This window comes from Cryobacterium sp. 10C3 (assembly GCF_034314285.1).
Classification (GTDB): Bacteria; Actinomycetota; Actinomycetes; order Actinomycetales; family Microbacteriaceae; genus Cryobacterium; species Cryobacterium glucosi.
In genome coordinates, this window is record NZ_JAVIWF010000002.1 from 2,614,201 (window position 1) to 2,635,920 (window position 21,720).

Consider the following 21,720-nt stretch of genomic DNA (forward strand, 5'->3'; position numbering starts at 1 on the left):
AACAGTCGTTTACTCGTCGTGGCCGGCGTAGCGGAACGAGTCGAACGCGACCGTTCCGGTGACGGCGTGGAGGCCGATCACGCGGCCGGTGAACGAGGCGGCGGTCTCCTGGGAGAGGTACCGCCCGTCGACGCGGGCCAGCTCGATCCGGTCGGCGCCGGTGCCGACGCTCAGCACGACGAGGTCGCTCGTGAGGCCGGCGAGCATGCCCGACCGCATCCCGTCCGGCCCCATCGCACCGGGGGCGACGAAGTCGAGGCCGAGGGTGACCGGCCCGTCCGAGCCCGGCGCGAGCTCACGGGTCCACTCCTGCCGGATCCCGGCGACGCAGGCCCGAGCGGTGACGACGCCGTTGCCGACCTCGATCTCGTAGTGGTGCACCTCGTCGTAGCGCACGCTGATCCCGCCGAGGCCCTGCCCCGGGTCGATCAGTACCGACGCCGTGGCGAGCGGATGCTGCTGCCGGTAGCCGAGCAAGACCGGCTGCTCGTCGTCGAGGGTCGCACCCTCGCCGTGTAGCACGAGCGAGCCCGGCCGTTCCGTCAGCGACGCGATCTCGGACGGGTAGCGGCGGATCGAGATCCATTCGGGCGACACGACGGTCTCGGAGAAGTCGGTCTCGTAGACGAACTCGCCGGGCCGCGGGGCGAGAATGACCGGCTCGGCGACGAGCCAGTCATCCTCCCAGCGGGCCTCCGTGATGAAGGTCTCACGACCCATGGCCGCGAACGCCTGGGTCATGCCCGTCGGGCGCATGCCAAGCATGACGATGGCCCAGCCGCCGTCCGGCGTCTCGACGAGGTCGCCGTGGCCAGTGTTCTGGATCGGCCGGGACGTGCTGCGCGCCGACAGGATCGGGTTGCCCGGTCCCCCGGTGAAGGGGCCGGACGGTGAGGTGCCGCGGGCGATGCTGATGCCGTGGCCGCGTTCGGTGCCGCCCTCGGCGATCATCAGGTACCAGTAGCCGCCGTGCCGGTAGAGGTGGGGCGCCTCGGGGAATTTGAGGCCGGTGCCCGACCAGAGCGAGATCGGTTCGCTGAGCCGCGCCCCGGTCTCGAGGTCGACCGTGACCTGCAGGATGCCGCCGTGCTCCCCTGGCGGGTTCCCGGACGTGGTGTCCAGGCCCGAATAGGTGATGTGCGCGACGCCCTCGTCCGACCAGGCCAGGTCGGAGTCGATGCCGTGCACGCCGTCGACGATGGTGCCGTCGCTCCAGGGCCCGGCCGGGTCCGTGGCGGTGAAGATCAGCATGCCGCGACCCATCGCATCCGTCACGACGACGTAGAACAGACCGTCGCGGAAGCGGATGGTCGGGGCCCAGGCCCCGCCGAGGGTCGGGATGTGCGCGGAGGCGAGCTGCCCCGGCCGTTCGACGACGTTGCCGACCTGGGTCCAGGTCACGAGGTCGCGGCTGTGGAAGACCGGGATTCCGGGCAGGTACTCGAAGGTCGAGTTGGCGAGGTAGTAGTCCTCGCCGACCTTGACGATGCTCGGGTCGGGGTAGAAGCCCGCGATCAGCGGGTTCGGGTAGCGGGTCACGGCGCTCATCGAACCGTCACCGTCGCTCCGAGCGGGAGCGCCGAAACGCTCGTGCCGGCCTCGAGCCGGAAGTCCCCCGGTTCGAAGTGCCAGCCGTCCTGCCAGTCCGCGAAGGCGCGGGCCGGCACCAGGATGCTGGCCACCACACTCTCCCCGCCTCGGCGTGCACGGCGGCGAAGCCCACAAGCCAGCGCACCGGCCGGTCGATGGCCGATTCCGCACGGGAGGCGTAGACCTGCACGACCTGTTTGCCTGCCCGGTCGCCGGTGTTGGTGAGACCGACGGTCACTGCGACGGTGTCGGCGCCGTTCTCCTCCGGAGCGACGTAGAGCCGGTCGAGACTGAGGTCGTCGAGGGTCCACTCGGTGTAGCCGAGACCGTGGCCGAACTCGTACGCCGGCTCGGTGCCGGCCTTGAGCCAGGCGCGGTAGCCGATGTGGATGCCCTCGTCGTAGCGCACGACGCCGTCGACGGGGGTCACGTCGAACACCGGGACATCCTCGAGAGTCACCGGCCAGGTGGAGGGCAGGCGCCCGCCCGGCTCGGACTCGCCGAGCAGAATTGCGGCGACGGCGTCGCCGTATTCCTGGCCGCCGAACCAACTGAGCAGCACGGCGGAGACGTCGTTTCGCCACGGCATCAGCACGGGTGAGCCCGCGTTGACCACGACGACGGTGCGCGGGTTGGCCGCGGCGACGGCGCGGACGAGCTCGTCCTGGCGTCCGGGGAGGTCGAGCGAGGTGCGGTCGAAGCCCTCCGACTCGACCTTGGAGTTGGTGCCGACCACGAGCACGACGACGTCGGCGGCCGCAGCGGCGGCGGCGGCTTCCTCGATGAGCGCCTCGGGGTGGGACAGGTCGGGCTCGATGCCGACCGTGATCGCGAGCGCTCCGCCGAGGAAGTCGGGGACGACGTCGTACTCGATCTTCACGTCGATCGGCACGCCGGCCTCGACCGCGAGGTCGACGGTCACCGAGGGCGGCGACAGGAACGCGGCGCCGAGATCGGTGCCGACGGCTTCGGCGCTCGCCTCGTGGCGGAGTTCGCCGTCGATGAAGATGCGGCCGTTGCCGACGCTCGCGAAGCCGATCAGCACCTCGCCGCTCTCCTCCGGCGTATACCGGGTGGTGAACTCGAGCACGCTCGAGGCCGCGATCGGGGCGTCGCCGCCGAACCAGACGAGGGCGCTCGCACGGCGGTCCTCGCTGAAGAGCTCCACGCCGGCCGCGTCGAGGAAGCGCACCCGTGCGCCGGGCTCTCCGGTGACCGGGTTCTCGATCGTCGAGAGCGGGAATTCGGCGATGCCCTCCTGCACGACCGCGCCGACCGAGTAGGTCACTTCCGCGTTCGGCAGCGCGGCGATCAGGCCGTCGAGCGGGGTGACGACGTGCTCGGGGAGCACGGTCGCACTGCCCCCGCCCTGGGTACGGGCGAACTTCGCGTTGTGCCCGATCACGGCGACCTTCGTCAGGCGCTCCGCGGCCCAGGGCAGCTCACCGTCGTTGCGCACGAGCACGGCCCCCGCGATCGCGGCCTCCCGGGCGAAACGGATGCCGTCCTCCACGACGACAGGGAGCGGCACGGCGGCTTCGAAGCCGTCCAGGGCGCCGACCCGGGCGGCCAGCCCGAGGAGACGCAGCACCTTGCCGTCGACCTGGGCCTCGTCGACCTCACCGGCGAGCACCGCCGCGACGAGGGTGTCGCCCCAGGGCCCTGCCGGGCCGGGCATCACGAGGTCCTGGGAGTGCCGGGCGCTCTCGATCGAGCGCACGGCGGTCCAGTCGCTGATCACGACGCCGTCGAAGCCCCACTCGGAGTTCAGCGGGGTCTCGAGCAGCTCGTTCTCGGTGACGGTGGGCCCATTGACAGAGTTGTACGAGCTCATCACGAGCCAGGCACCAGCGTCGACGATGGCCTCCTCGAAGGCGAGCAGATAGAGCTCGCGCAGGGTGCGGTCGGCGACGACGACGTTCGCGGTGAAGCGGTCCGTCTCGAAGTCGTTGGCGATGTAGTGCTTCGGGGTTGCCCCGACGCCGTTCTCCTGAACGCCCGTGACATAGGCGGATGCGAGCTTCGCGGTGAGGATCGGGTCTTCGCTGAAGCACTCGAAGTGGCGGCCGCCGAGCGGCGAGCGGTGCAGGTTGATGGTCGGGCCGAGCACGACGTCGACGCCCTTGCGGCGCGCCTCGACGGCGGCGACATTGCCGTAGCGCCGGGCGATGGCCGGGTCCCACGACGCGCCGAGCGCGGTGGAGGACGGCAGGTTGAGCGAGGGGCTGCGTTCGTCCCAGACCTCGCCGCGCACGCCGGACGGACCGTCGGAGACGAGGATGCGGCGCAGGCCGATCTTCGGGAGCGGCCAGGTCGCCCAGAAGTCGTGCCCGGTGAGCACGAGCACCTTCTCCTCGAGCGTGAGCTGGTCGAGGAGGGCGACGAGACGGGCGTCCACGGCCGTGTCTTCGTTCAGAGAAATCGTCATGACTGGGGTGTCGCTTTCTGTTCTGGAGTCGAAAGATCAAAGGAAATGGGGAGCACGCCGGTCATTCGGCCGCTCCATCGGTGAACACGCGCACGTCCCACGGTCCGAGCGTGATCAGGTCCCCCGCATCGTGGGCGGTGCCCGCAAGCACGTCGCTGAGCCGGCCGGGCGCCGGGGCCTCCTGAGGGGTCCACGACCAGTTGTGCACGAAGTACACCCGGGAACCGTCGGCCGCCGTGGAACTCGTCACGGTGACGCTCTCCGGCAGGCCGGTCCAGCCGGCCGAGGGCGCGGGGACCAGCCATTCGGCGAGTGACCGGGCGAGCTCCTGGTTCGGCACCGTGCCGACCACAGTCACCCGGCCGGAGCCGCTGACCGCGCTCGTCACGGCGGGCCAGCGCCCGAAATGCGGATGCTCGTAGCGGGCGAGCGACTCCGCTCCCGTCGGCGTGAGACCGTCCACCCACTCGGTGGCGGCGGAGCCGGGACGCAGCACAAAGCCGGTCGCGGCATCCGCTGCCGCAGCGGTGGCCGGGCCAACCGGAATCGGGTCTGTGAGGTTGGCGAACTCCTCGTACCAGGCCCCGGCGACGCCGTCGAGCCGGGCCGGCTGCACCTCGGTGCGGGCGCGGCCCTCCCGGTCGGCGTATGCCGAGCGCGGCCCGAGCACGAGGTGCCCGCCCGCTACCGCGTACTCGGCGAGCCAGTCGAGCTCCGCGTCCGCTGCGGTGAAGAAGGCCGGCACGATCAAAACGGGATAGGTCGCCGCGAAGTCGATCGGGTCCCCGCCCTCGAGCGGGTCGACCCCGGCGGTGAACCGGGTCGGGAAAAGCTGCTGCGGCCGCACCATGCGAATCTGGAGCCCCGCGTCGAAGGCGCCGCGATAGAACGACGCGAAGATCTTCCGGTACGAGTCGACGTCGAAGTACTGGCCGGGAGCCTGGAACGGCGCCTGCGACGACAGCGCGAACTTGCTGTCCGAGTCGTAGAGGATGGCGACGTCGCAGTCCGGAGTCGCCTGCGCGACGAGGGACCCGGCGGCACCGAATTCGGCGCCGATCCTGGCCAACTCGCGGTAGGCGCGACCCGGCTTCTGGTTGTGCGGGAGTACGCCGCCCCAGTACGTCTCGGTGCCGTAGTGCAGGGTGTGCCAGTGCCAGTACTCGATCATCTCGGCCCCGCGGGCGACGAGCGCCCAGGCGATCTGGCGCCACTGGCCGTCGTAAGGCGAGAAGTTCATCGGGGAGTGGCCGATCGACCCGGCATTGGTCTCGGTCACCAGGAACGGTGCCTGCTTCGAGGAGAACATCAGGTCGGCGAGGTTGTAGACCGCCCAGGTCCCGCTAACGATCCAGCCGGTCGAACGCGGCGCATCCGAGGGGTGCAGGAGCGAGTCCTGCGATTCGTAGTACGCGTTGCCGGAGGCCACGTCGAGGTTCGCCGACAGGTCGACGTCTTCGACGCCGACCTGGTCGTAGGAGATGCAGGTGGTGACGAAGTGGTCCGGGTGCGCGAGTTCACGCACGATGCCGGCCTCCCAGCCGATGAACTCGGTGACGAGCCCGGCCTGGTACCGACGCCAGGCGAGGTCGTACTGGGGCTGGAAGTTGCCGTCCGGCACCCACAGGTCGGCCCAGGTCGAGAGCCGGTGCGACCAGTAGGTGAGGCCCCATTCCGTGTTGAGGGTCTCGACGTCGCCGTAGATCCCGCGCAGGTGGTCGACGAAACCCTGGAAGACGCCGCGGTTGTAGAGCAGGTGCAGGCCGGGCTCGTTGTCGACCTGGTAGCCGATCAGGGCGGGGTGGTCCCGGTAGCGCCCCACGATGGCGCGGATGATGCGCTCGGCATGGAAGCGGAAGGCCGGGTGGGTGAAGTCCATCTCCTGGCGCGACCCCCAGGCCTTCGCCGTGCCCGTCGCCGTGTCGAGGGCGATCTCGGGGTGCTTCCGCGCCAGCCACATCGGCAGCGCGTAGGTCGGGGTGCCGAGGATGACCCCGATGCCCCGCTTGTGCGCGCCGTCGAGCACGGGCTCGAGCCAGTCGAGGTCGAAGACGCCGTCCTCGGGTTCCCAGGTCGACCAGACCGATTCGCCGACGCGGATGACCGTGAAACCGGCCGCCTGCATCAGGTCGAGGTCGGTGTCGAGCCGCGGGCTCGGCTGGTACTCGTGGTAGTAGGCGGCTCCGAAGCGGATGCCGGCGAACGGCGGGGCGGACGAAGGCCCGGTCACGCGACGGCCTCGGGGAGCAGGGCCTTGGCCCGCTGCTCGGCGAGCAGGCGCGCACGGTCCTCACGGCGCTCCGTCTGCCGGTCGGGGTCCGGCACGGGTGCGGCGAGGAAGAGCCGCTGGGTGTACGGGTGCTCCGGGCGACTGGTGACCTGGTCGCCGTCGCCCCACTCCACGATCTCGCCGTGCAGCATCACGGCCACGCGGTGGCTGAGGTGCCGCACGACGGCGAGGTCGTGCGAGACGAAGAGGTAGGCGACGCCGGTGCGTTCCTGGATCTGACGGAAGAGGTCGAGCACCCGCGCCTGCGTGGAGAGGTCGAGCGCGGAGACGGGCTCGTCGCAGACGATCAGCCGCGGGTCGAGGGCGAGGGCGCGCGCGATCGCGATGCGCTGCCGCTGGCCGCCGGAGAATTCCCGGGGCAGGCGGTCGGCCGCATTGCTCGGCAGCCCGACCTGGTCGAGCAGGTCGAGCACGCGCTTGGACGCATCCGCCCGGCTGACCTTTCGCACGGTGAGCGGTTCCACGAGGATCTGCTCGATGGTCAGCGAGGGATTCAGCGAGGTGTACGGGTCCTGGAAGACGACCTGGATCTCGCTCGACAGCGCCCGGCGGCCCTGGCGGCCGAGGTGGGCGATGTCCTTCCCCTTGTAGAGGATCTGGCCGCCGGTGACCGGGGCCAGGCCGAGCACGGCGCGACCGAGGGTGGTCTTGCCTGAGCCGGACTCGCCGACGAGGCCGACGGTCTCGCCGGGGCGGATGTCCAGGGACACGCCCTTGAGAGCCCGGAACGGCGGCTTGCGGAAGCCCTTGATCGGGTATTCGACGACGACATCCTTGACGTCGAGCAGAAGGTCGGTCATGACTGCACTCCAATGGTTTCGTCGGTCCTGGCGGCGGCCGCAGCGGAGACGAACTCGAGCAGCGGGCCGCGGGCCTCGCCGTCCTCGAGGATCGCCGCGAGCAGGGACTGGGTGTACGGGTGTTCGGCGTGGTTGAAGATGGCGCGCACCGGGCCGGTTTCGATCACCCGGCCGTCGCGCATCACCGAGACGCGGTCGCAGAGGTCGGCGACGACCCCGAAGTTGTGCGTGACGAGCACGACGCCCATGTTGAGTTCGGCCTGCAGGTCGCGCAACAGCTCGAGCACCTCGGCCTGCACGGTGACGTCGAGCGCGGTGGTCGGCTCGTCGGCGATGAGCAGGTCGGGTTCGCAGGAGACGGCGCCGGCGATGAGCACCCGCTGGGCCATGCCGCCGGACACCTCGTGCGGGTACGCCGCGAAGGTGCGTTCCGGGTTCGGGATGCCGACCTTGGCGAGCAGGTCGAGCGCGCGGGCTGTGGCGGCCTTCTTCGACAGGCCCATGCAGACCCGCATCGGTTCGACGAGCTGGCTGCCGATCGTGAATGACGAGTCCAGGTTCGACATCGGCTCCTGGGGGATGTAGGCGATCTTCTTGCCGCGGATCTTCGTCATCTCCTTCTCGGAGACGGTGGAGAGGTCGCGGCCCTCGAAGAAGATGGCGCCACCGGTGATCCGGCCGCCGTCGGGCAGGAGCCGGAGGATCGACCAGGCGGTCTGGGTCTTGCCGGACCCGGACTCGCCGATCAGGCCGTGGACCTCGCCGCGTCGGACCGTGAGCGAGACGTCGGAGACGACGACCTTCACAGAGCCGTTCGGCTGGTCATAGCCGACGGCGAGCTCGCGCACATCGAGCAGGACCTCTCCGGTGCGGCCGGCGATGGCCGCGTCGTCGGGGTGCGAGAGCACGGGCGTCTTGTAGACGTCGACGCTCGCGACGGTCTTCTTCGCGTTCCGGCGCTTGGCCTTGCCGCTGCGCTCGAGTTCGTCGCGCATCGCGTTGGCGAGCAGGGTGAGCGCGACACAGACGATCGCGATCACGAGGCTCGGCCAGAGGATCAGGAGCGGCGCCTTGTAGATCTTGGCGAAGCCGTCGTTGAGCATGGTGCCCCAGGTCGGGATCGACTGGTCGCCGAGACCGAGGAAGTCGAGTCCGGCCTGGATCGCGATCGCGATGCCGAGCACCATGGCCGACTGGATGATGACGGGGGCCCGCACGACCGTGAGGATGTGCCGGCCGATGATGCGGGCGTCACCGAGCCCCGCGACGCGGGCGGCGTCGACGTAGAGCTCGTTCCGTACCGCGGTGACCGAGGCGTAGACCAGCCGGAAGAACGCCGGCGAGAGCAGCACGCCGAAGATGGCCATCGAGAGCCACATCGACGGGCCGAGCACGGCGCGCGCCGCGAGGAGCACGACGATGCCGGGCAGCGCCATCAACAGGCCGGTGAGCCAGGAGGAGACCGCGTCGAACCACTTGCCGTAGTACCCGGCGATGAGACCGCCGGTCACGCCGATGATCAGGGCGATGACGAGGGCGAGCAGGGCACCGGCGAGGCTGAACCGGCCGGCGAAGACGAGGCGCGAGAAGACGTCGCGTCCGGCGCTGTCGAAGCCGAGCGGATGTCCCGGCTCGGCCGGTGCGAGCACCTTGGCGATGGTCGCGAGGTTGGGATCCGCGGTGGCGATGATCGGCGCGAAGATCGCGCTCAGCGCGACCACGACGAGGAAGAAGATCGAGACGAGGCCGATCGGGTTCCTGAGCAGGCGCACGAACAAGGAGCGGCGCGAGCTGCGGGGGGCGACGGGCGCGAGGGCCGTGGGAGTGAGATCGATCATGAGAGACGCACCTTCGGGTTCAGCCAGCCCTGGAGCAGGTCGATGAGCAGGTTGACGACGACGACGATGATGGCGGTCGCGACGACTAGGCCCATCACCATCGGGATGTCGCCCTGGGTGGTCGCGGTGACCGCGACCTGGCCGAGGCCCGGGATCGCGAAGATCTGTTCCACGATGACGGCGCCGCCGAGCAGTCCGACGAACTGCACCGCGAGCACGGCGAGCGCCGGTCCGCCGGCATTCCGCAGCACGTGCTTGTAGACGACCCGATTGAAGGAAAGGCCCCGGCTGCGCAGGGTGCGCACGTAGTCCTGGCGGAGGGCATCCGTTACCGAGCCCCGCACCTGCTGGGCGACGCCGGCGATGCTGCCGATCGCGAGGGCGATGATGGGCAGGGTGACCGTTGCGAGCCATCCGCTCGGCGATTCGGTCAGGGGCACATACCCGGTGGGCTTGAACCACTTGAGGTTGAGCGCGAAGAGAGTGACGAGGCCGAGGGCCACGAGAAAGCCGGGAATCGCGAAGCCGAGGATGGAGACGGCCTGGACGACCTTGTCGGCCCAGCCGCCGTGCACCGCCGCCCAGACGCCGAGCACAACGGCGACGATCGCGGTGACGAGGATGGCGCCGATCACGAGAGAGGGTGACGCCGACCCGGGACGTGATGCCGACCGTGACGAGCTGGCCGGTGAACCAGGACGTGCCCAGGTCGCCGCGGACCGCGTGGCTGAGCCAGTCGACGTATTGCACGGCGAGGGGGCGGTCGAGCCCGAGGGCCGCGGTCTTCTGGGCGACACCCCCTCGGTGGCCATCTGGCCGAGGATGCGGCGGGCAATGTCACCGCCGCCGACGTAGAGAAGGGAATACGCGATCGTGGAGATCACGAAGAGCAGAACGATGCCAGAGAGCAATCGTCTGAGGATGAATCTGAACATCGTTGTTCCTCACTGCAGTGGATGGAGACCGGGCCGCGCGGCTGCCCGCGCGGCCCGGGTGGTGGTGATGTGTCCCGGTTAGGACACCGGGGTGAAGTTCCAGAGGTACGGGTAGGTGTTGCCGACCTGGGTGACCACCTTCGTTTTCGCATCCGTCGCGAAGTTGGACTGCACGCGGTACCACGGGGCGAACCAGGCCTGCTCGACGATGTAGGCGTTGAGCTTCTTCGCTGCGGCATCGGCGTCGGCCTTCGAACCCGTGTGCACGGTGGCGATAAGCGCGTCGGCCGTGGGGTCGTCGTACTTCGTCGGGTTGAAGGTCGAGTTCGGGGTGAGCTCGAAGTTGATCAGCGCCCAGTCGGTGTCTTCCTGCAGCTGCATCCAGGTCGCGGCGTACTTCGGGGCCAGGATGTCGGCGATGAAGTTGTTGCCGGCATCCGTGTAGTTCACGGTGATGCCGACGTCCTTGAGCTGCTGCTGGATGAGGGTGAAGGTGGCCGCAGGCACGAAGCTCGTGGTCGGCATGTCGATCGTGAGCCCGCCGGAGTAGCCGGCTTCGGCGAGGAGCGCCTTGGCCTTGGCCGGGTCGTAGGAGTAGCGGGAGTCGAGGCTCTCGTCGTAGGCGACCGAGCTGGTCGGGAAGATCTGGCTCGTCGGGGTGCCGAGGCCCTCGCCGACCGCGGTCAGCAGGGACTTGCTGTCGAATGCGTAGTTGATGGCCTGGCGCACCCGCACGTCCTTGAACGCCGGGTTCAGCGTGCCGTCACGGTCGAAGAGGATGAGGCCGGTCCAGTCGAGCTCGAACGGGTTCATCGTGTAGCCGGCCGCTTCGAACTCAGGGATCGTGCTGCTGTCCGCGACCGCGGCACCGTTGATCTGGCCGCCCTTGACGGCGTTGAGGAGTGCCGTGCCGTCCGCGTAGACCTTGAGGGACAGGTTGTCGTAGTGCACGCTCGTCGGGTCCCAGTAGGTCGGGTTCTTGGTGAACTCGTAGCTCGTGCCGACGACGGTCTTGGCCGTGTCGAGGATGTAGGGACCGCTGCCGATCGGGTTGGTCTGCAGGTCGGCGCTGGTGAAGGCCTTGGGGCTCTCGACCATGCCGGCGTTCTGGGTCAGGTAGTGCAGCAGCGCCGGGTCGGCCTCGGTGAGGGTGATCGTCAGCGTGGTGGGGTCCGTCGCGGTCGCGGCGGATACCGACTTCAGGAACGACGCGTTGGCCGAGGCGCCGTCACGGAACCGGACAATGTTCTGGGCTGCGGCATCGGCGTCGAACTTGGTGCCGTCCGTGAAGGTGACGTCGTCACGCAAGGTGAGGGTCAGAACCGTGTTGTCGGCGTTGTACGCCCATTTTGTTGCCAGGTCCGGGCCGACCTCACCGCTCGGATCCGCTTTGAGCAGGGTGTCGTAGACGGCCTGACCGTATGCGGTCTGCGTCGCGAAGTTCATGTCCGCTGCGGCGAAGGTCGAGGCCGGGACGACGACGCCCAGGGTGAGAGTCGTCGCAGCGGAGCTGGACGAGGTCGACCCTGCGGCACAGCCGGTCAGGCTCAGGGCCACGACGGCGGCTACCGCGGTCATGCTTTTCCATCGGAACATCTTCGGTCCCTTTCACGTACAAGTGCAGCCCCACTGTGGGCTCCGTGCAGCAAAGCTAACATCAAAAACGAACGAGCACTAGGTTTTCAATCATGAATTACGAATAGTTATTAGCTTTTTATTTTTCCGGGCTGAAACCCGGTCGTGGGCCGGCGCGCTGGGCTGCGCGCCGGCCCCCGACCCGGTCTATGACCGGACCATGCCGCGGCTAGGAAACGGGCGTGAAGTTCCAGAGGTACGGGTAGGCGTTGCCGAACTGAGGGATGACCGTCGTCTTCGCATCCGTGGCGTAGTTGGACTGCACGCGGTACCACGGGGCGAACCAGGCCTGCTCGACGACGTAGGTGTTCAGGTCCTTGAGCGCGGCGTCGGACTCGTCCTTGCTGCCGTTCAGGATGGTCGCGACGAACGCGTCGACCTTCGGGTCCTGGTACTTGGTCGGGTTGAAGGTCGCGGTCGGGGTGATCTCGAAGTTCACGAGCGCCCAGTCGTTGTCCTGCTGCAGCTGCATCCAGGACGCGGCGTACTTGGGGGCGAGGAGGTCGGCGATGAAGTTCGTGCCGGTGTCGGTGTAGTTCACCGTGATGCCGACGTCCTTGAGCTGCTGCTGGACGAGGGTGAAGATCGCCGGGCCGATGAGCGAGGTGCTCGGCATGTCGATCGTGAGGCCGCCCGCGTAGCCGGCGTCGGCGAGGAGCGACTTGGCCTTGGCCGGGTCGAAGGCGTAGCGGGAGTCGAGGGACGCGTCGTAGGCGACGGAGCTCTTCGGGAAGATCTGCGTGGTCGGGGTGCCGAGGCCTTCACCGACCGCGGTCAGCATGGCCTTGGTGTCGATCGCGTAGTTGAGCGCCTGGCGGACCCGGACGTCCTTGAAGGCCGGGTTCATCGAACCGTCGCGGTCGAGCAGGATGAGACCGGTCCAGTCCAGCTCGAACGGGTTCAGCGTGTAGCCGGCCGCTTCGACCTCGGCGTTGTTGGTGTTGACGGTGAGCTTGGCGCCGTTGAGCTGGCCGCCCTTGACGGCGTTCAGCATCGCGGTGACATCGGCGAGCACCTTGATGGAGAGGTTGTCGTAGTGCACGGAGCTCGGGTCCCAGTACTTCGGGTTCTTGGTGAACTCGTAGTTCGTACCGACGACGGTCTTGGTGGTGTCGAGGATGTACGGGCCGCTGCCGACCGGGTTGGTCTTGAGGTCGGCGTTGCCGAAGGCCTTGGGGCTCTCCTGCATACCGGCGTTCTGGGTCAGGTAGTGCAGCAGGGCCGGGTCGGCCTGGGTGAGAGTGAGGGCGACATGGGTGTCGTCGACGGCTTTCGCGTCGGCGAGTGACGCGAGGAAGGATTTGTTCGGCGAGGCGCCGTCACGGAAGCGGATCAGGTTCTGGGCCGCGGCATCCGCGTTGAACTTGGTGCCGTCGGTGAAGGTGACGTCGTCGCGAAGGGTCAGGGTGAGCACCGTCTTGGTGTCGTTGTACTCCCACTTGGTGGCCAGGTCGGGTCCGACCTCGCCGGCGGGATCCGCCTTGAGGAGGGTGTCGTAGACCGCCTGGCCGTAGGGGGCCTCATTGGCGAATGCGATATCCGCGGCCGAGAAGGTGGTAGCTGGAACGATCACGCCGAGGGTGAGTGTGGTCGGGGCGCCGGAGGTGGTCGTGGTGCTGGTTGCCGAGCAACCGGTCAGGCCGAGAGCAAAAACTACTGCGGCCGCGGTGAGGCTTTTCCATCGGAACATCGGTGTTCCCTTTCAGTGGGTGACCCCTCTTTGGGTCGCGTGGCTGAAAAGCTAACAGGAAAAGCGATTAACTACTAGGTTTTCGTCAAATCGTTATTTTCCGCGCTAGAGTCAGCGCATGACTATGACGGGGAAGTCGCGTGGGAGCTACGCCAAAACGGCAGGCCGACGTCGGGAAATCCTCGAGGCCGGCATCGAGGTGTTCGCCAACCACGGTTTTCGCAACGGTTCGCTGCGGGAGATCGCCGAGCGGGTCGGAATGAGCCAGGCCGGCCTGCTGCACCACTTCTCGAACAAGAACGAACTGCTCGCGGGCGTGCTCGCACTGCGCGACGAGCGGGCGACCCCCTCGTCATGCTCGACGAGACGCCCGGGATCGAAACGATTCGCGGGATCGTCCGCGTGGCGGAGTACAACGCCAATTTTGCCCCCGGCCTGGTCGAGCTGCACTGTGTCCTCTCCGCCGAGGCGACCGCCCCCGAACACCCCGCCCACCAGTACTTCCTCGACAGGTACACCTGGGTCGTCGCGCTGATGATCGAGGCGTTTTCCAACGCACAGGCCGCGGGCCAGCTGGCAGAGGCGGTCGAGCCGGCGAGCGCCGCGCGGTCGCTCATCGCGCTCAGCGACGGCCTGCAGGTGCAGTGGCTGCTCGCCCCGGACACCCTCGACATGGCTGAGGAGCTCCGGCGCTACCTACGCCCCCTCTTCACGATCGACTTCTAGAACTCTCCCCGGCCCTTTCCGGTCGAGAGTCACCGGTATGCCTGGCACTCTCGACAGGAAAGGTCACCCCGCAGCCGCGGCGTGGGCCGCGAGCTTGGCGGTGAAGTCGGCGAAGAGCAGGCGCAGGTCAAGCCGGGTGTAGACCCGGATCGGACGCGGACCCTGCCGCGGCGTCGGGTCGTAGCTGCCGTCCGGCAGGATCCGTGGGGCGGTGCGGGTGACCCACGCACTCGAAGACGGGTCAGGCTCGAAACTGGAGTGCAGCGCGGTCAGCAGCACGAGCGGGCTGTCACCGAGGATGTACGTCTCACCGAGGTCGATCCCGTGCCGCCCGGCCATGTCCGCGACCCCGGCGAGCGCCGCGTAGAGGTGCCGGCCGATCGCACCGTGCGGCCGCACCGAGGTGAGCAGCTCGGCCCAGGAGAACAGCGTCTGCCGGTAGGCGTCCCGCGGCACCTGCCAGAGCGGAATCCGGGAGTCGAAGATCACCTGGGCCGCACGGATGTCGATGGCGAGGTTGTATTCCGCGCCGCTCGTCCCCGGCGGCGCGGCCGCGATCCCGTCGTGTTCGGGCCCCCGATCCAGACCAGGGTCAGCCGGTCGGCGATCCGAGGCTCGAGCAGGTAGGCGCTCGCGATCTCGGTGAGCCCGGCGCCGCACGCGACGAAGAGCGGCAGCTCGGTGTCGTCGCGGAGCGCCTCCCGGATGATCAGGTCGGTTGCGGCAGAGCGGATGGCCGTGGTCCGGTCGCTGAGTCCGACGTTCGACCCGGCGATGACCGGGATGCTCCCGGTGCGCCCGAGCAGGTCGAGGACCTTTTCGGCGGCGGCGGCCGCGTTCGTCGAGGTCTGCTCCGAGGGATCGAACGGGTCGCCGGGGCGCAGGTGCGAACCGATGATCGCCCGGATCTCGACCGACGGCGACAGCACGTGGTGCGCGAGCTGGACGAGGCCGTCCGGATCCCCGGAGAAGTCGTTGTCGATGATGACGCGGGCGCGGGGCCGGACCACCCGCTGCAGCTCGGCTTCGATCGGGGGCAGCGCCCCGGCATCCGTCTCGATCTGGTTCATCGTGCCTGCGCCTTCGCCCGGGGGAAATATCGCAACCAGACTACAAGTGTCCCCGGCCCCGCCCGTCCCAGGTGTTCCGAATTCAGGAGTTGAGGGCGGATTCAGCCGAGAAAACGCTTGTTTCGGGCGCGAACCGCCTCAACTCCTGAATTCGGAACAGTGCGGGGCCGGGCAGGACTAGCGTGCGGGACGGCCGGCCCCCTTCTCGCAGCATCCGCCGGGGCAGCCGGACAGTACGGGGCCGTGCTGGCGCTCGAGGGCGAGGGTGGCGAGGGCCGCGACGAAGGCGGGGTGGACACCGGGGGTTGCGACGCGTTCCATCGCCAGTCCGAGGCTGGCTGCGGTGGCGGCGGCCTCGGTGTCGAGGTCCCAGAGCACCTCCATGTGGTCGGAGATGAAGCCGATCGGCACGATCACGACTGCCTCGGTCCCGTCGGCGGCGAGCGCCCTGAGCGCGTCGTTGACGTCGGGTTCGAGCCACGGCATCGCCGGCGGGCCCGAGCGGGACTGGAAGGCGAGCGACCAGGCCGGCTGGGGTGCATCGGGGGCGGCAGCTCCCGGTTCGGCGAGGGCGGCCATCACGGCGACCGCGACGGCCCGGTGCTGGGCGAGGTAGGCCCCACCCGTGCCCCAGCCGGCGTCGCGCGGACCGCTGCGGTCGGCATCCGCTGTCGGGATCGAGTGCGTCGTGAAGAGCACCTGGGTGCGATCGACCGGCACGCCCCGCGCCGCGAGGCGTGCGAGAGCGGCACGCGCGCCCTCGACGAAGGGCAGGACGAAGCCGGACTCGTAGAAGTACGGGCGCACCTCGTCGATGCGCACGGTAGCGTCGAGCCCGGTCGCGGTCAGGGCCCCGGCGATGTCCTCACGGTACTGGCGGCAGCTCGAGTATGAGCTGTACGCGCTCGTCGTGATCGCGAGGAGCCGGGTATGACCGGCAGCGGATGCCGCCCGCACGGTGTCCGCGAGCAGGGGCGTCCAGTTGCGGTTGCCCCAGTACACCGGCAGCGGCTCACCCCGGTCAACCAACTCCGCATCGAGGGCGGCCCGCAGGGCCCGGTTCTGCCCGTTGACCGGGCTCACTCCCCCGAAGGCCCGATAGTGGGTCGCGACGGTCTCGAGCCGTTCCTCGGGGATGCCGCGACCACGGGTGACGTTCCGGAGGAAGGGGATGACGTCGTCCTGCCCCTCGGGGCCGCCGAAGCCGAGCAGGAGCACGGCGTCGTATGCGCGGTCAGGCTGGGTCTCCTCCCCCGGCTCGCTCATGCCGTCAGGCCGGCCGCAGCATCCGCGCCTGGCTGGTACGGGCAGGCCGGGTCTTCGCCGAGGGGATCTCCGCTCGAGGCGAAGGCGCGCGCCCGCGAGCCGCCGCAGAGGTCGGCGTATTCGCAGCTGCCGCAACGGCCGCTGAATTCGGTCGCGCGGATCTGCTTGAGCAGCGGGTTGTCGCGATAGATCTCGGCGAGCGGGGTCGTTTCGACATTGCCGAGGCCGAGCGGCAGGAAACCGGCCGGGTAGACCTCGCCGTCGTAGGCGACGAAGACGATGCCCTTGCCGTCGCGGGTCGACGCCGTCTGCGCGCGGGGCAGTCCGATCGGCGGCCCCATCAGGGACTCGAGCCGGCCGGCCAGCCGCTGGTATAGCGCGGTCTCCGGCGCCGGGTCTCCCGCGCGGCGCCGGGCGACGACCCGGCGGAAGAACGGGGCCTCGACCGTGCGGACGATGAAACCGTGTTGGGAAGCATCGAAGAGGAAGTGGCAGATCTCCTCGTGTTCCTCGGGCGTGACAGCCTCCGTCGAGACGCCGCGTCCGACCTGGACCAGGAAGAAGACCTCCCAGATGGCCGCGCCCGCGTTCGAGATGAGGGCGGCGACATCCGCCAGTTCGTCGACGTTCGCGCGCATCACCGTTGTGTTCACCTGCACGCTGAGCCCGGCCGAGGCGAGGGCGCGGATGGCGTTGACGGTGTCCTCGAAGTGGCCGGGGATGCCGCGCACGCCTTCATGGGTCGGCGCGCTCGCACCGTCGAGGCTGATCGATACGGCCTTCACCCCGCTCGCGACGATCTTCTCGATCATCGCGGCGGTGAGGGTGGGCGTGACCGAGGGCGAGAGGGCCGTCGGCAGGCCGAGACCGGTGGCGTATTCGACGAGTTCGAACAGGTCGGGGCGCATCAGGCAGTCGCCGCCGGTGAGCACGAGGATCGGGTACGGCCGGCCGAAACCGGCGATCTGGTCGATCAGGTCCTTGCCCTGGGCCGTCGTGAGTTCACCCGGCAGCGCCTGCATCGTCGCGCTCGCGCGGCAGTGCTTGCAGGCGAGGGCGCAGGCCCGGGTCGTCTCCCAGAACACGAGCATCGGGCGCTTCGAGTAGTCGGGGCCGGGGCCGCGCCGGGCGGCGGGCAGCGTCGGCAGCACGGCGGGGTGGCCGAGCACGTGGCTTCTGGTCTCGTCGACGATGCTCATGCGCCGACCTCGCTCGGTGCCTTCGCCGCGGCGATGGTGCCGGCGGCGATGCTTTCGGCGATCCGGGTGGCGACCCGCTCGGCGTCGGCGACGCAACTCGCGAGGCCGACTCCGCGATACCCCGATCCGGTCAGGTGCACCCCGGGCAGCGCGGCGAGCTCCCGGTCGGCGGTGTCGAGCCGGCCCTGGTGCCCGACGACGTATTGCGGCATCCCGAGCGGCCAGCGCTCGATGTGGTGGCTGGTGGGTCTCCCGGTCAGCCCGAGCGCCTCGACGAGTTCGGCGTGCACCTGCGCGACGAGGGTCGTGTCGTCGAAGCCGGCCCAGCGGGTGTCCCCGGCGCGCCCGACCATGCAGCGGATGATGACAGTCTCCTCATCGGCGAGGTGCGGCCATTTCTCGCTCGAGAACGTGCAGCCAACTACGAGTTTGCCCTCGACCGGCGGAACCAGGAACCCGTTGCCGCCGAGCGGGCGACCGAGCGCGGAGCGCGGGTAGGCGAGGCAGATCGTCGCGACGTCCGTGTAGGGGATCCCGGCGAGCGCGGCCCCGAGCACGGGGTTCTCGGCCAGGAGCAGGCCGGCGGCGACAAAGGCGGGGGTGGCGATCACGACGGCGTCGGCCTCGGCACTCGTCCCGTCGGAGAGACCCACGAGGTAGCCGGCACCCTCGCGGGCCAGACTCGTGGCGGCCGTGCCGAGGCGGATGTCGTCGCTCGCCGCCCGCGCGGCGAGCGCGTCGATGAGGCGGGCGAGTCCGCCCTCGACAGTGACGAGGGTGGCCCCGCCGGCCCGGGCGAGCCGGGGTGCCGTTGCGGCGGGCGCCGTCGCGCGGGACCCGGCCGCGGCATCCCCGCGGTGGCGACGGGCACGGATGCGGAGCGGGACGCGGCGGCGGCCATCGCAGCCCCGGCGCGGCGCCGGCGGCGGAGCGCGAGGTTCAGGCTGCGCTTACCGCGGGCGAGCACCTCGATGTCGGGGGCGGTGCTGTGCGCGCTGAGCTCATCGGCGCGACCGGCGTGGATGCCGCCGAGGAGGGGGTCGACGAGCCGGTCGAAGACCTCGTGGCCCATCCGCGGGACCACGATCTCGGCGATCGTGGGATCGGCCGGCAGGGTGCGCCCGGCGGGGAGCACGAGGTCGAGGAGTACCCGGGCGAAGCCGAGCGGGGAGAGCAGGCGTGACCGGAGCAGCGGCAGCAGTCGGTCGGGGATGCCGAACACGGTTCCTGCGGGCAGCGTGCGGAGGCGTCCGCGGGACCAGATCCGCGATCCCCCGCTCGCGGGTGCGACGACGAGGTCGGCGAGGCCCAGGTCGGTGAGGAGGTTCACGGCGACGGGTGCGCGCACCATCAGCGCATCGGGGCCGGCGTCGACCGAGTGCCCGGCGAAGTCCTCGGTGATGATCTTGCCGCCGAGGCGCGGGGAGGCCTCGAGCACGGTGATCAGGACCCCGTCCCCGAGAGACTGGTGCAGATAGTGGGCTGTCGCCAGTCCGCTGATTCCGCCGCCGATGATGACGGCCCGGGGTCGAGAGAGCACGTATGGTCCTTCCGTTGCCGGTGGACCGGCACAGTCGGAAGGCTGGAGCACACCGTTCCATCGATCCTACGGCTCGGCAGGAAAGGGTTTTCCGACACTAGTGTCGGCGTCCCGTTCTGCCGCGCCCCCGTGACCCGAGACCACAGCAACGCCTACTTGGCGTGCGCCTCGGTCTTCTGCAGCTGCCACTCGAGGTCGTCTGGCGAGAGATTGGCGTCGCGGAAGGCATCCGTCAGCGGCAGCTGCAGGCGCAGGTCGGTGCCGAGGCAGAGGGCGGCGTGGCCGGACTTCAGCTTGAAGTCGAGCACGTGGCCGCCGGCGCTGCGGTCGTCGGTGACGAAGTGGGCGTGGCAGCCGGGAACGCCGATGCCCTGCTCGTAGAGCGGGGTGCGGAAGCCTACGATCGTGCCGGTCACGTTGTGCAGCTCGACGATCGCGTCCTCATCGGTGGCCTCGACCATCGGGCGATACGGCTTCTCCTGCTTGACGACCGTGCGCATGGTGATCCACTCGAACTCGGCGTCGATCCGCAGCGCGTACATGTAGTTCTCCGACGAGGTCATGTGGTCGATGAAGGCGGATGCCTCCGCGCGCAGGACACCCTCCGGCAGATCGCTCTCGACGTGGGGGACGAAGTTCGTGACGACCGCGTACGGGGTGTGCGCGCCGAGATCGGCCTTGGAGACTCCGCCGTCGGCACGCAGCTGATAGCAGCTGCCGTCGAGGATCAGCATCTCGCCGTCGAGCCCGTTGAAGGTGCCGATGCCGAAGCTGCCGTGGCCGAGCAGGTCGCGCACGGTCATCTCGCCCTCGTACACGCCGTCGAGCAGGGCGCTCATCAGGCTCGTCTGGAAGATCTCGTGTCGGGAGACCGTGAATTCACTCACTGCAGCACATCGCTTTCCAGATCAGCCATGAGCTCATCCCGGTTGTTTCGGTAGTCGACGCGCACGTCGATGATGCTCGGACCTGGCTCGGCCATAGCCTGTTTCAGCACGCCCGCGAAGTCGTCGAGGTGCGTGACCCGGTAGCCGTGGGCGCCGAAGGATTCGGCGTACTTGACCGCGTCGTAGTCGCCGAGCTGCACGCCGGAGGTGCGGCCGTACTTGCCCTGCTGCTGGAACGCGACCATGTCGTAGGTGCCGTCGTTGAAGATCACGTGGGTGAACGTCGAGCCGAGGCGCACCGCGGTCTCGAGTTCCATCGCCGAGTAGAGGAACCCGCCGTCGCCCGAGACGGAGACGACCGGGGTGCCCGGCCGCACGAGGGTCGCGGCGATCGCCCACGGCAGGGCGACGCCGAGGGTCTGCTGCCCGTTGGAGAAGAGCAGGGTGCGCGGGTGATAGGTACGGAAGTGCCTGGCCATGTAGATGTAGTGCGACCCGACGTCGCACAGCACGGTCGTGTCATCGGGCAGCAGGTTGCGCATCGCGAGGGTCAGGGCCGCGGGGTGCACACCCTCCGACTCGTCGTCGTTCCAGTGCGGTTCGTCGGCCTCGGCGAGGCGGGCCCGTTCGGTGGCGACAACAGCGGATGCCGCGGCACTGAGCTCGAGGCCGTCGATCTGCCGGGCGAGCGCGTCGATGGTCTCGGCGACGTCGCCGCGCAGCTCGACCGTCGGGCGGTAGTAGTCGTCGAGGTCTGCGGAGAGCTCGTCGAGGTGGATGATCCGGCGCTGGTGGTCCTTGTTCCACTTCGAGGGCTCGTACTCGACGAAGTCGTAGCCGATCGCGAGGATGAGGTCGGCCTTGTGCAACAGGATGTCGCCCGGCTGGTTGCGGAACAGGCCCACCCGGCCGAGGTAGTGCTCTTCGAGCTCGTGGGACAGCACGCCGGCCGCCTGGAACGTCTCGACGACGGGCAGGTCGGCGACGCCGAGAAGGCGATGCAGGGCAACGGTCGCGCGGTCGGACCCTGCGCGTGCGCCGGCGAGGATGACCGGGAACTTCGCGCCCATCAGCAGTGCGGCCGCGCGCGTGACGCTCTCCGCCGGGGCGGCGCCGAGGCGCGGCACCCAGTGCGGTCCCGTCATCGACACGGTCGTCGTGTCGACGAGCACGTCATACGGGAGCACGACGGCGGCGGCGCCCTTGGGCTCCTGGGTCGCGCGTCGGAACGCGTTGGCGATGGCCTCCGGCACGTTGTCGGCGACGCTGACCTCGCCTGCGGACTTGGTCACGGCGGAGAGCATGCCGACGGCGTCCATGGACTGGTGGGTGCGCTTGAGCCGGTCGGCGCGGGAGACCGCGCCGCAGATCGCGACCATCGGGTCGCCCTCTGTCGTGGCCGTGAGCAGGCCGGTCGCGAGGTTGGAGGTGCCGGGCCCGCTCGTGACGAGCACGACCCCGGGCTGGCCGCTCAGCCGGCCGACGGCCGCGGCCATGAAGGCCGCATTCTGCTCGTGCCGGCAGACGATGAGTTCGGGGCCGTCGTCGACGAGGGCGTCGTAGACGGGGTCGATCTTGGCGCCGGGAACGCCGAACACCCATTTCACCCCGTGGGCCTTGAGCACCTCGACGACCCGGTCGGCCGACCGCCGGGGCGCGGCGGGCCCGCCGAGGCCATCTGTTAGCGAGGGGACCGCGGAATGAGGATCGGTCTCGACCCGGGCATCCGCCTGGATCGGGGTGTCCGCCACGGGGCCGCTGCCCAGGACAGTTGAATTGTTCGTCACGTCATGCCTTCCGGTTCGCCGTTCGAGCGGCTCCCTGTA

At 69.3% G+C, this 21,720-nt stretch carries 15 protein-coding genes and 3 pseudogenes; 2 read left to right on the top strand and 16 right to left on the bottom strand.

Annotation, left to right across the window (positions count from 1 at the left end):
• Positions 1–9: 9 nt before the first annotated feature.
• The 8 genes and pseudogenes from RGU41_RS13345 to RGU41_RS13380 form a co-directional block, all read right to left on the bottom strand.
• Complete coding sequence (locus RGU41_RS13345; protein WP_322136484.1) at positions 10–1,548, bottom strand: glycoside hydrolase family 43 protein; 1,539 nt, start codon at positions 1,546–1,548, stop codon at positions 10–12.
• Positions 1,545–4,018 (bottom strand): annotated as a pseudogene (locus tag RGU41_RS13350) (glycoside hydrolase family 3 protein). The gene RGU41_RS13345 and the pseudogene RGU41_RS13350 overlap by 4 nt, the downstream one beginning before the upstream one ends.
• 61 nt (positions 4,019–4,079) lie before the next feature.
• Positions 4,080–6,248 carry a beta-galactosidase gene (locus RGU41_RS13355; RefSeq protein WP_322136486.1) on the bottom strand — a complete coding sequence of 723 codons (2,169 nt, stop codon included), beginning with the start codon at positions 6,246–6,248 and terminating at the stop codon, positions 4,080–4,082.
• Entirely contained in the window at positions 6,245–7,108 is an 864-nt protein-coding gene (locus tag RGU41_RS13360; protein ID WP_322136487.1) for an ATP-binding cassette domain-containing protein, read from the bottom strand. Before RGU41_RS13360 ends, RGU41_RS13355 begins: the two co-directional genes overlap by 4 nt.
• Positions 7,105–8,946, bottom strand: a complete 1,842-nt coding sequence (locus tag RGU41_RS13365; RefSeq protein ID WP_322136488.1) for a dipeptide/oligopeptide/nickel ABC transporter permease/ATP-binding protein — start codon at positions 8,944–8,946, stop codon at positions 7,105–7,107. The genes RGU41_RS13360 and RGU41_RS13365 overlap by 4 nt, the downstream gene beginning before the upstream one ends.
• The gene (locus tag RGU41_RS13370) at positions 8,943–9,881 is read right to left on the bottom strand and encodes an ABC transporter permease (RefSeq protein WP_322136489.1); all 939 of its coding nucleotides are present in this window, start codon (positions 9,879–9,881) and stop codon (positions 8,943–8,945) included. The genes RGU41_RS13365 and RGU41_RS13370 overlap by 4 nt, the downstream gene beginning before the upstream one ends.
• Positions 9,882–9,959: 78 nt before the next feature.
• The gene (locus tag RGU41_RS13375; protein ID WP_322136490.1) at positions 9,960–11,459 is read right to left on the bottom strand and encodes an ABC transporter substrate-binding protein; all 1,500 of its coding nucleotides are present in this window, start codon (positions 11,457–11,459) and stop codon (positions 9,960–9,962) included.
• 226 nt (positions 11,460–11,685) lie between these two features.
• Positions 11,686–13,206: an ABC transporter substrate-binding protein gene (locus tag RGU41_RS13380; protein WP_322136491.1), complete on the bottom strand. Its 1,521-nt coding sequence runs from the start codon at positions 13,204–13,206 to the stop codon at positions 11,686–11,688.
• Positions 13,207–13,330: 124 nt separating this feature from the next.
• Here RGU41_RS13380 and RGU41_RS20945 point away from each other — a divergent pair.
• Positions 13,331–13,459: pseudogene (locus tag RGU41_RS20945) on the top strand (TetR family transcriptional regulator); the annotation flags it as partial.
• A gap of 101 nt (positions 13,460–13,560) precedes the next feature.
• Positions 13,561–13,932 (top strand): TetR family transcriptional regulator C-terminal domain-containing protein, encoded by a 372-nt coding sequence (locus RGU41_RS13385; protein WP_322136492.1) that lies wholly within the window; start codon positions 13,561–13,563, stop codon positions 13,930–13,932.
• A gap of 63 nt (positions 13,933–13,995) precedes the next feature.
• Here RGU41_RS13385 and RGU41_RS13390 read toward each other — a convergent pair whose 3' ends face one another.
• The 8 genes and pseudogenes from RGU41_RS13390 to alsS all read right to left on the bottom strand — a co-directional run bounded on the left by RGU41_RS13390 (position 13,996) and on the right by alsS (position 21,681).
• Entirely contained in the window at positions 13,996–14,421 is a 426-nt protein-coding gene (locus RGU41_RS13390; RefSeq protein ID WP_322136493.1) for a hypothetical protein, read from the bottom strand.
• Positions 14,418–15,002, bottom strand: coding sequence for a hypothetical protein (locus RGU41_RS13395; protein WP_322136494.1), 585 nt, complete (start codon positions 15,000–15,002; stop codon positions 14,418–14,420). Before RGU41_RS13395 ends, RGU41_RS13390 begins: the two co-directional genes overlap by 4 nt.
• Positions 15,003–15,179: 177 nt before the next feature.
• Complete coding sequence (locus RGU41_RS13400) at positions 15,180–16,268, bottom strand: ferrochelatase (RefSeq protein WP_322136495.1); 1,089 nt, start codon at positions 16,266–16,268, stop codon at positions 15,180–15,182.
• On the bottom strand, positions 16,265–17,467 hold the full coding sequence (locus RGU41_RS13405) for a TIGR04053 family radical SAM/SPASM domain-containing protein (protein WP_322136496.1): 1,203 nt from the start codon (positions 17,465–17,467) through the stop codon (positions 16,265–16,267). The genes RGU41_RS13400 and RGU41_RS13405 overlap by 4 nt, the downstream gene beginning before the upstream one ends.
• Positions 17,464–18,342, bottom strand: a complete 879-nt coding sequence (hemG, locus tag RGU41_RS13410; protein ID WP_322137356.1) for a protoporphyrinogen oxidase — start codon at positions 18,340–18,342, stop codon at positions 17,464–17,466. Before hemG (RGU41_RS13410) ends, RGU41_RS13405 begins: the two co-directional genes overlap by 4 nt.
• 59 nt (positions 18,343–18,401) lie before the next feature.
• Positions 18,402–19,058: pseudogene (gene hemG / locus RGU41_RS13415) on the bottom strand (protoporphyrinogen oxidase); the annotation flags it as partial.
• Between the two features lie 101 nt (positions 19,059–19,159).
• Positions 19,160–19,894, bottom strand: coding sequence for an acetolactate decarboxylase (budA, locus tag RGU41_RS13420; protein ID WP_322136497.1), 735 nt, complete (start codon positions 19,892–19,894; stop codon positions 19,160–19,162).
• A complete protein-coding gene (gene alsS / locus RGU41_RS13425; RefSeq protein ID WP_322136498.1) occupies positions 19,891–21,681 on the bottom strand; it encodes an acetolactate synthase AlsS in 1,791 nt (596 codons plus the stop codon). Before alsS ends, budA begins: the two co-directional genes overlap by 4 nt.
• Between the last annotated feature and the right edge of the window lie 39 nt (positions 21,682–21,720).

What these genes read in the sequence shown, in the direction of transcription:
- RGU41_RS13405 (WP_322136496.1), bottom strand. Translation starts at nt 17,467, where the DNA reads ATGAGCATCGTCGACGAGACCAGAAGCCACGTGCTCGGCCACCCCGCC.
- RGU41_RS13395 (WP_322136494.1), bottom strand. Translation starts at nt 15,002, where the DNA reads ATGAACCAGATCGAGACGGATGCCGGGGCGCTGCCCCCGATCGAAGCC.
- RGU41_RS13375 (WP_322136490.1), bottom strand. Translation starts at nt 11,459, where the DNA reads ATGACCGCGGTAGCCGCCGTCGTGGCCCTGAGCCTGACCGGCTGTGCC.
- RGU41_RS13360 (WP_322136487.1), bottom strand. Translation starts at nt 7,108, where the DNA reads ATGACCGACCTTCTGCTCGACGTCAAGGATGTCGTCGTCGAATACCCG.
- RGU41_RS13370 (WP_322136489.1), bottom strand. Translation starts at nt 9,881, where the DNA reads ATGTTCAGATTCATCCTCAGACGATTGCTCTCTGGCATCGTTCTGCTC.
- RGU41_RS13400 (WP_322136495.1), bottom strand. Translation starts at nt 16,268, where the DNA reads ATGAGCGAGCCGGGGGAGGAGACCCAGCCTGACCGCGCATACGACGCC.
- RGU41_RS13365 (WP_322136488.1), bottom strand. Translation starts at nt 8,946, where the DNA reads ATGATCGATCTCACTCCCACGGCCCTCGCGCCCGTCGCCCCCCGCAGC.
- RGU41_RS13385 (WP_322136492.1), top strand. Translation starts at nt 13,561, where the DNA reads ATGCTCGACGAGACGCCCGGGATCGAAACGATTCGCGGGATCGTCCGC.
- RGU41_RS13380 (WP_322136491.1), bottom strand. Translation starts at nt 13,206, where the DNA reads ATGTTCCGATGGAAAAGCCTCACCGCGGCCGCAGTAGTTTTTGCTCTC.
- RGU41_RS13345 (WP_322136484.1), bottom strand. Translation starts at nt 1,548, where the DNA reads ATGAGCGCCGTGACCCGCTACCCGAACCCGCTGATCGCGGGCTTCTAC.